Here is a 9,128-nt window from a genome sequence, read left to right as displayed (position 1 = left end):
CGGGGTGGAACGACGCCGCACCCATCCCTCCAGCGCATCCCGTTCCTCGTCCGACAGGATCAACTCGGCCTTCGGCCGCCCAGTACGCGCCACCCACCACCCCACACATCTGAACAGAATTCCAGGCTCAGAAGACTAGTGCTGCCAGATACCGGTGGCCGCAGTGGCCCGGGCGAACTGAGTGAAGGAGATCGGCTCTCGTCCGAGCACTTCCCGCACGTCGTGTGCGACGGATTCGTCGGCGCGATCTGCGGTGCTGGTGACTGCGTCGATGATCTCCTGTGGTGTTCCGTGTTCGCGCAACCGGGCCGCGTACTCACCCGCCGAGAGCGGGGTGTACGCGACCTGCTGGCCGGTGGCTGTGGACAGCTCGCGTGCCACGTCGTGAAGGCTGAGCGATTCGGGACCGGTGACGTTGTAGATCTTGCCGTTGTGCCCGTCCTCGGTGAGGGCGGCGGTGGCCACTGCGGCGATGTCGTCGGCGTCGACGTAGGCGATCTTCACTTCTCCGAACGGGTAGGCGAGCTCGGCGCCGCGGATGGCGTCGAGGAAGTCCATGAAGAAGTCCTCGCTGAAGTTCTGGTTGAACCAACTCGGGCGCACGATCGTCCACTCCGCGCCGGCATCGACGACCACCTGCTCGACCGGGTACAAGGTGTCGTTGGCCTCGCCGCTGTATCCACTCAGCAGCACCAGCCGAGTGACACCCCTCTCGACGGCGGCCGTGGCGAAAGCATCGACCTGGGCGATGGCCTCGGCGGTGACCAGGTCCGGGTGGACGACGTAGACCCGGTCGACGCCGTCCAACGCGGCCGCCCACGTGCTCTGGTCCGCCCATGAGAACGGTGGATTCCCGCTGCGTGAGCCGATACGAACGTGCTTGCCGAGGTCTCGTAGGCGGGACACGACACGGCTTCCGGTCTTGCCCTTGCCGCCGACGATCAGGGGGAGGGAGGAGGTGCGGGAGGTCATGATTCCCTTCGATAGTCACATGCGCAACAGGTTCCGGCACGCAGGCGCAGTGAGAATGGGAGAAGAGCTGACAGCGCCCCCTCCGATGGTCACACGAGTCAGCCCTGCCGGAGGACAGCGTCAGGCCCAGGCAACGGCCTTGTTGACGTCCACCCGCGGCAGGCGTTCGAACCACGGGTCCTCACCCGGGTGGCCGATGTTGACCACCATGAGCGTGGTCCAGTTCGTGCCACCGAAGAACTCGGCGTCGATTCCCGGACCGTCGAAACCACCCATCGGGCCGGCGGCAAGGCCAGCGGCGCGCACCGCGAGGATGAACGCCCCTGCCTGTAGGGCGGCCGAGAACCGCCCCGTGCTGTGACGGCCGTCCAGGTCCGCGACATAGTCGTCGCGCATCTGCGGAAAGATCGGGAAGACGTTCGGGATCTCCTCGTGCCATTCGTTGTCGTAGGCCACGATGGCCACCGCCGGAGCCGAGTCCGTCTTCGCCCGGTTGCCCTCAGCCATGTGCGGGGCCAGCCGCTCCTTCCCCGCCGGGGTACGGACGAACAACACACGCATGGGCTGGACGTTCGCCGAGGTGGGTGTCCACCGGGTGAGCTCCCAGATGTCGCGCAGTTCCTCATCTGACACCGGCGTGTCCGCGAAGCTGTTCGCTGTGCGGGCCTTCGTGAAGATGATCTCCCGAGACCGCTGGTCCAGCTTCTCCAGGTTGATCGACTCACCCATGAATGCTCCTAACTTCGTGACACTTCATCTCTCGAAGGTGCTTCGAAAAAAAGAGTAACACGGTGTATTGGAGTCGTTGAGCTACCCTGTGACCATGAGTGAGGTCGACAGCACCGTGGAGCCGCAGGCGTGCCATGTCGCACTGGTGCGCGCCTTCGACTTTCTGGGCAAGCGATGGAATGGGGTCCTGCTCGGCACTCTGATGCCGGGCCCCATGGGCTTCGCCGATCTCAAGCGCAGCGTGGCCGGCATCAGCGATTCGATGCTCTCGGACCGTCTCGGCGCGCTCACCGCCGCTAAGCTCATCGACCGGCAGGTCGACCCCGGCCCGCCCATTTCCGTGCGATACAAGCTGACAGCCTCCGGACATGCGCTCATCCCCGCACTCGACGCCCTCACCGCTTGGGCGAAGGAGAACCTAGGCGACGAGGCCTGCGGCACGCAGGAAACGTGACGGGAGAGCCCCTGCGGCAACCAATGGCGGACTGCGAACGTGACTGCCACGGACGGCCCTTCTTGATCGGCGAGATACAGTTCCCGGACGCCGCTGCTTCGAGGGTGGCGTCTGCCAACTCGTCGACAATGCTGCTGATCGCCAGTCGGTCACGGACTTCGCCAGGGATGGCCCGGTAAGCATCGACAAGGAGCGGGTGGTCAGCCCAGGCCGACCACCGAGGCGGGGCCGCGGCGGGTTGCGTTATGTCCGTATGGGCGGGACAGGGACGGCTGGGTATGCCCGGGACGCCGCCTCCCAGTGCGTCACGGCTCGACCAGGTGCTCGATGGTCGCCGTGCAGCGCGAAGCGGTAGTGCAGGTCGACAGTGCCGCCGAGGAAGTCGCCCTCGAAGTGCCGGGACCCACCCGGCAGTCGGAACTGGCCTCCTCGGCGCCGGTGAGTTCGACGGTGTACGTGAATCCGGAGCCGGAGTGGTCGAGCCACTCCTCGATGGCGTAGGCGCCATCGTTGGTGACGGCAGCTCAGTGCCTGAAGTGGTTCTGCATCTCCCACCACGGCAGTACGTGTGTGCGGTCCTTCGGAGGATTGCAGAGGTTCCCCGCAAGACGACCACAAGGCCCGCAGTCAGCACCGGCACCCAGAACAACGCGGCGACTTTGCAGTGCGGGTGGTTTTCAGAGGTTGGCGTAGCTCCGCAGCGTTGAAGGGAACTTCCGGACTTGGAGACGCCGCCGGTGCAGACGCCCCATCTGCCGCCATCAGCACATGCCAGGTTCCCTGTTTGTGACGATCACGCCCTCGCAGTTCACATTCGTCAACCATGCTGCGAACCTCGGAAGTCACGAGAGCGGGTTCTGGACGCCGCAGGCCGTTGTTCTCCAGCGGTCTCAGGGCTGGTCGGCTTCGGTTTCCATCCATCCAAGCGACGGCACAGGCGCGTTTTCGAGCTGTTGGGTTTGGAGGAGAGGAGGAAGACGGACGCGATCGCCGAGGCTACGGAGAGCCCGAGCGCCCACCAAAAGGTGTACCCGAAAACGCTGGCCACTGCCGGACCGCGGGGAGCCGTATCGAGCGATCCGCCGGCGCCGAGGTGAGTGGTCAGCAGTACCGAGAAAACGGTTACGCCCAGGGAACCGCCAGCGCGCTGAAGGATGTTGAACACGGTGTTTGCGCGGGCGATGTCCTGATGCGCCAAGGTTTGGAGGGCGGCGGTCATCGTGGGGACCTGGGTGGCCCCCGCACCGATGCCGACGATCAGCGTGCAGGCAACGACGAACCACAAGGGCGTGCTAGGGCCGATGAAGGCCAGCCCTACCAAGCCGGCAAGGAAGGGGATCATGCCGATGCATACGGTGCTCCCCGCAGCTATGCGGGATGAGAATCGGCCGACTGCAAGCATAGAGACGGCGGCTCCAATTCCCAGTGGACTGATGAGTAAGCCAGTGCTCAGCGAGTTCTCGCCGCGAACAAGCTGGTAATAGAGTGGCAACAGGAACATCATTCCCATGAACGGGACGGACTGCAGGAAGCTCGTGATGGTTGAGGCGGTCATCGCGCCACGACCAAACAAGCGCACGTCGATCAGAGGTGATTGAGCACGCTGGGCGTGGGTGACGAACAGGACGAGTAGCACGAGTCCGGTGATGAACGGCACCAGGTAGGCGGCGTCGGCGAATCCAGTGCTGTTGTTGGTGCCGGAGATGCCATAGAGAGTCAAAGCCAGGCCTGGGGACAACAGTACTGCGCCGCCCCAGTCGAGTCGCTGGCCGCGCATGGCGTTGTCGCGCTGGAGTAGCCGCGCGCCGAGAACGAGCGCCAGGGCGCCAATGGGAGCGTTGATGAAGAAGATCCATCTCCAGGAGAACGACTCAATGAACCAGCCACCGAGAATAGGCGCGGCGATCGGGCCGATCAGCATAGGCACCCCGACCAGGCTCATGACGCGCGCGAGGCGGGACGGTCCGGCGGCCCGGGTGATCATCGTCATGCCGGCGGGCACGATCATGCCGCCACCCAGGCCTTGGAGCACACGGAAGATGATCAACGATGGTGCGGACCAGGCCAGGCCGGCCAAGACCGAACACACAGTGAAAAGGGCGATGGACCAAAGGTAGAGTCGTTTGGTGCCGAAGCGGTCGGCGGCCCAACCGGTCAACGGAACGACCATGGCGAGTGAGAGCAGATAACCGGTGGAAACCCACTGGATCGTGGACAGCGGGGCCTCGAATGTGCGGGTGAGGACGTCCATGGCGACATTGACGATCGTCCCGTCGACGATCGACATGATGCTGCCGAGAGTAACTACGGTGATCACACCCCTTAGGGGGCGATCCAGGGGGGCAGGTGCGTCATCGGGTGCCACAATTGTCATACGTATCCCTTGCCGTGATGCGTGTTCTTGTGCGGAAGCCCGGAAGACGATTGGCCGGCCATGGATCAAGCCCACGTCTCGTGTGGGCACATCGCGTGCCTCGCATGTTCTGTAGCGAGTTATCCGACAAATGGGTTGGGGTGCTTACTCCCGTCCGTAAAAGTCATGGAAGACGTTCTTCGGGTCCCACTGTTGGCGCAGGGTGCTCAGGCGGGCCCACGCGTCTGGGGAGTAGCTGTCGGGGATGTCGCTCGCGCGTCCGATCTGGTCCATTTCGTTGATGTAGCTGCCGTGGGCGAGGGGCTTGAGTTCGTTGAAGACCTTCACGGAGTAGTCCCGGCATGCTGCTTCTTGTTCGGGATGGCTCCACTCTTGGGTGTAGCCGATGTAGTAGCTGGCTTTCTTGGAGAACGCCGAGTCTGGCAGCGGGTCGCTGCCCAGGTAATGCAGCGATAGGTAGGAACCGGACGATGGATTTTCCGCGATGTGCTTCTTGAGGATCTGGAAGGCGGCGTGAGGATCTTCGGTCCAGATCGTGTCCATCATGTGCGGGTTCCGGTAGGTGTCGGCGTAGTCGTCGTCGGCGGCGTAGTAGTCGTCGATGCTGATCTCGCGGCCCGGCGTGTGCTCCAACGCGCGAGTGATGATGGGGTCATTGCTGACGGGTGCGACTAGGCGCCGTCCGTCCTTCTCGTCGGCCGTGAAGGCGTACACGGAAAGGTGGATTCGATCACGCGCATGTGCTGGCGCGGGCGTCATGCCGAGGCCGATTTTGACGTTCTTCTCCAGTTGCGGGGCCAGGCGCACCATCGTCTCGATGACTGTGTCCAGCTCACCGGAGGGGAACATGTAGTTCACGGTCCAGATCGTCCCGGGAGCGTCGAAGCACTGGAGATGGAACTTGACCACGACGCCGAACAGGCCTGGCCCGCCTCCGCGGACGGCCCAGAACAGATCCGGGTTTTCGGTGCGGCTGGCGTGCCGCAACTGCCCGTCGGCGGTCACGATATCCACAGCGGTGACGGCGAATGTGCTGATTCCGCCCGGGGCCCAGGCGCGTCCGTTCAGCCCCACACCACCGCCGAGCAGGAAGCCGCTGAGCGGCACGATGCCGGCGTGCGCGGTGGGGAACGCCAGCCCTTCCTCTGCTAGTCGCTGATTCAGGCGTCGTCCGAACACACCGGGGTCGACGATCGCGGTCTTGGTGTCCTTGTCGACTTCGATTCCGTCGAGATGACTGACATCGATGAGCATGCCGTCTTCGCGCAAGAACGAGGAGGAGTAGCTGTGGCCGCCGCAGCGTGTGGTGACCTTGATTCCATTGTGCGCCGCGTACCGAACGGCCTCCTGCACGTCTTTCACGTTCAAGGCCTGAACTATCACGTCGGGATGCCGACGGACTGTAGCGCGTTGGAAGACCATGGACTGGTGGCAGGCTTCATAGGCGTCATCGGTCTTGGCTACGACAGTCCCAGCGACCCGCTTTCGCAGCTCGGCGGGAGTCCGTGCGGGGGCGAGTGGCGATGGGTGCGTCATGCGGAAGCGCTCCTTTGGGAAATGCCGTGGCGGGGCACGGAGAGGGCGAGTACGGCTGATAGCAGGGCGGCCAGCGCACAGGCTGCGAACAGAACTCGGTAACCACTGAGGGTGGGTATGTCCTGGCTGGTGAGGCGGAAGGAAAAGCTGGCGAGCAGCGTGGTGCTCACCGCGGTCGCCAGAGTGGAGCCGAGACTGCGGAACAGAGTGTTGAGGCCGTTGGCGGCCGCAATCTCGTGCGGGAGTGTGTGGGTGTTGATGATTGTGGGCATGGCGGTGTAGCCGATGCCGGTTCCGACACCGATGACGGTGGAGCCCAGGATGACCTGCCAGAGTTCGCTGGTGAGCGCGATGCGCGTGACCCAGCCTATGGAGACGACCAGGGCGCCGAGGGCGAGCGTTCGCGGGGCTCCGCGGCGCTGGATGAGCCGGGTGGCTACGGGGGCCAGCAGCAGCATCATGATCCCACTGGGCAACAGGGTGAGCCCGGCGAGAAACGGGGTGGCCGCGAAGCCGTAACTGGTCTGCCCGGTGGGGAAGGTATGCGGGTCGACGGCCACGAAGGTTGTCGTGCCGATGAACGAGGCGAACAGAGCGAATCCGAAGCAGATCGAGGCGAGGTTGGTCATCAAGATCGGTCGGCGGGCCAGCGCCCGGACGTCGACGAGCGGTTCGCGTTGACGCAGCTCGAGGATGCCGAGGGACAACAGCAGCACTGCGGAAGCGGCAAGCAGCCCCCAGACCTGGAGGGAGCCCCACCCCCATTCGTGGGCCTGCTCCAGGGGCAGTACCAATGCCAGCAAGCCCGCGACCAGAAGCAATCCGCCGACAGGGTCGACACGGCCGACAATGGGCTGGTGTGACTCGCGCACCAGCAGGACGATGCCCGTGAACGAGACCAGCCCCAGGGAAAAACTGATCCACATCAGGCACTGCCAGTCCCAACTCTCGGCGACCAGGCCGCCCAGCGGCAGACCGAGAGAGCTGCCGACACCCAGCAAGGCACTGACCACGGCGACAGCCGAACCAGCCCTCTGCGCCGGCAGCAGGGCGGCCAGCAGACTGATCCCCAGCGGAATCACCGCCATAGCCGCGCCCTGGCAGGCCCGGCCGAAGATCAGTACCGGCAGGCTGTCGGTGACCGCGTCAACGAGGCAACCGACCGTCAACAAAATCAGAGCGGCCAGGAGCATCCTACGTATCCCGTAGAGGTCGCCCAGGCGTCCCATCACGGGCACCGCGATGATCGCGACTAGGAGGGTCGCCGTCAGCAGCCACACGGAGTCTGGGCCGTAACGTTCTTGCAGTTGGGGCAGCACTGGCAGCAGAAGCGACTGGCTTAGTGATGCCACCAAAGCCGCTAGGGCCACCGCAGCCACCTCCAGGCTCGCGCGGTGGCCGCTCGTGCGCCGCTTGATGCCCGCGTCTGCAGGCTCTGGGCTGGCGAACAACTCGTAGCTCTCGCTCATCACACCCCGTGTCACTCGTGTGCCAATCTTGGCATCCTATGTCATCTATGGCGCTCTGGTCATCGCGCCTAGGCCGTGTATCGAAAGTGGATCTTGGGCTGTGAATGATCACGGTTCATGGGTAAGGGAGATCTCACGGACGAGCAGCGGGCAACGCCTGAGCCGTTGTTGCCGAAGGGCGCGAAGGCGGGGCGGCCGCCCGTCTGGCCTCGGCGGCGGCTGATCGACGGCATACGGTTCCGGGTCCGGACCGGTGTTCCGTGGCGGGACGTGCCCGAATACGGGCCGTGGAGCCGGGTCTACGACCTGTTCCGTCGGAAGCAGCGGGACGGCATCTGGCACCGCATCCTCACGCGGCTCCAGTCCCTGATTGACGCGAAAGGCGCGATCAAGTGGGACCTGAGTGTCGATTCCACCGTGTGCCGCGCTCATCAGCATGCGACAGGGGCCCGCAAGCAGGGTGATCCGCAGAAGGAACCACCGGGCGGTGTCTTTGCCGAGCCCCGTGATCATGGACTGGGACGCTCGCGCGGCGGGTTCACGACCAAGCTGCGCCTGGCCGTCGAGCAGGGCCTGAGGGCCATGCCGATCCTGGTCACGGTCGGGCAGCGCGGCGACTGGCCGCAGTTCGAATCTGTACCGGGGAAGGTCCGCGTGCCCCGCATCGGGCCGGGCCGGCCACGCGTCCGCCCCAACCGGGTCCGCGCGGAATCCGCTGCACCATCCCAAACAAGGCTGACCAGGTGCACAACCGCAGAAAGCTCGACTCCCGCAGTAGCCGGCCACCGCGCTTTGCCCCGGTCGATTACCGCGAGCGTCATGGGGTGGAGTGCGGGATCAACCGCATCAAAAGGAACCGCGCTGTCGCCACGCGATACGACGAGCTCGCCGTCCGCTACGAGGCGACCGTCCTCGTCGCCGCCGTCAACGCGTGGCTGTGAGCCTCGGCCATCACACGGTGGGATCCACGTTCCACGTCTCCGGCAGATCGCTGCCGCAGAAGACACAGACGAAGTCGTCCTCGCGCACGATGTTCTGCTCCTGGCAGCCAGGACACCGGCGGAACACCACTTCATGGGTGAAGCCGGAGGGTCGTTCGAGCCCTACATCGTCCAGCGCACGAGCGACTTCCGACCAGGAGTCGATGTCGGGGCAATATCCGGTTGACTGGTTGCTGACCTCGCTCACGGCCCACCGGTCCGCCTCGCGCACGAAACCGATCTCGCCGGCACTCAAGACCATGGCTCCGCCGGCACAGGCAACGTGCTCGCCCCGTCGCGGCGCAAGCCGAAGCGCGCCGTCCGTGCCCACCACGAAGGTGAACTGCTCGGCCAGCTCCGCCGCCGATCGCCCAGCGATCCAGTCGCCGAATTCAGCCGCCGAGCTGATCCGGCACCCGTCGCTGCCAGGCCGGACCGCAGCCTTCAACTCGACCGGTCCGACATATCGGTAACCCCGCCCCCGCGCACTCACACCAGCCAACCTAGAGCACTTCCGACACACGCCCTAGTCTTCTGAGTCTGGAATTCTGTTCAGATGTGTAGGGTTGTGGGGTGGCGCGTACTGGGCGGCCGAAGGCCGAGTTGATCCTGTC

Annotated in this window: 8 protein-coding genes and 1 pseudogene; 3 read left to right on the top strand and 6 right to left on the bottom strand. The window is 64.8% G+C overall.

The window, feature by feature from the left end; genetic code table 11:
- Positions 1-135: 135 nt before the first annotated feature.
- Complete coding sequence (locus ABTZ59_RS36620) at positions 136-972, bottom strand: NmrA family NAD(P)-binding protein (protein WP_351425595.1); 837 nt, start codon at positions 970-972, stop codon at positions 136-138.
- Between the two features lie 120 nt (positions 973-1,092).
- The gene (locus tag ABTZ59_RS36615) at positions 1,093-1,701 is read right to left on the bottom strand and encodes a malonic semialdehyde reductase (protein ID WP_351425590.1); all 609 of its coding nucleotides are present in this window, start codon (positions 1,699-1,701) and stop codon (positions 1,093-1,095) included.
- Between the two features lie 94 nt (positions 1,702-1,795).
- Here ABTZ59_RS36615 and ABTZ59_RS36610 point away from each other — a divergent pair, with 94 nt between their 5' ends.
- Positions 1,796-2,155: a winged helix-turn-helix transcriptional regulator gene (locus ABTZ59_RS36610; protein WP_351425586.1), complete on the top strand. Its 360-nt coding sequence runs from the start codon at positions 1,796-1,798 to the stop codon at positions 2,153-2,155.
- 327 nt (positions 2,156-2,482) lie between these two features.
- A complete protein-coding gene (locus ABTZ59_RS36605; protein WP_351425583.1) occupies positions 2,483-2,656 on the top strand; it encodes a hypothetical protein in 174 nt (57 codons plus the stop codon).
- Positions 2,657-2,972: 316 nt separating this feature from the next.
- Here the strand turns inward: ABTZ59_RS36605 and ABTZ59_RS36600 are convergent, their stop codons facing one another.
- The 3 genes from ABTZ59_RS36600 to ABTZ59_RS36590 all read right to left on the bottom strand — a co-directional run bounded on the left by ABTZ59_RS36600 (position 2,973) and on the right by ABTZ59_RS36590 (position 7,534).
- Positions 2,973-4,529 (bottom strand): DHA2 family efflux MFS transporter permease subunit, encoded by a 1,557-nt coding sequence (locus ABTZ59_RS36600; protein WP_351425578.1) that lies wholly within the window; start codon positions 4,527-4,529, stop codon positions 2,973-2,975.
- A 144-nt stretch (positions 4,530-4,673) separates the two neighbouring features.
- Positions 4,674-5,951, bottom strand: coding sequence for an FAD-binding oxidoreductase (locus tag ABTZ59_RS36595; RefSeq protein ID WP_351425598.1), 1,278 nt, complete (start codon positions 5,949-5,951; stop codon positions 4,674-4,676).
- Positions 5,952-6,061: 110 nt separating this feature from the next.
- Positions 6,062-7,534 (bottom strand): MFS transporter, encoded by a 1,473-nt coding sequence (locus tag ABTZ59_RS36590; protein ID WP_351425572.1) that lies wholly within the window; start codon positions 7,532-7,534, stop codon positions 6,062-6,064.
- A 117-nt stretch (positions 7,535-7,651) separates the two neighbouring features.
- Here ABTZ59_RS36590 and ABTZ59_RS36585 point away from each other — a divergent pair.
- Positions 7,652-8,475: pseudogene (locus tag ABTZ59_RS36585) on the top strand (IS5 family transposase).
- Between the two features lie 10 nt (positions 8,476-8,485).
- Here ABTZ59_RS36585 and ABTZ59_RS36580 read toward each other — a convergent pair.
- On the bottom strand, positions 8,486-9,007 hold the full coding sequence (locus tag ABTZ59_RS36580; protein ID WP_351425567.1) for a hypothetical protein: 522 nt from the start codon (positions 9,005-9,007) through the stop codon (positions 8,486-8,488).
- Positions 9,008-9,128: the final 121 nt, after the last annotated feature.

It is taken from the genome of Streptomyces sp. NPDC094034, assembly GCF_040303865.1.
Classification (GTDB): domain Bacteria; phylum Actinomycetota; class Actinomycetes; order Streptomycetales; family Streptomycetaceae; genus Streptomyces.
The sequence above is the reverse complement of the archived record's forward strand: the minus strand, read 5'-3'. Positions and strand labels throughout refer to the sequence as shown.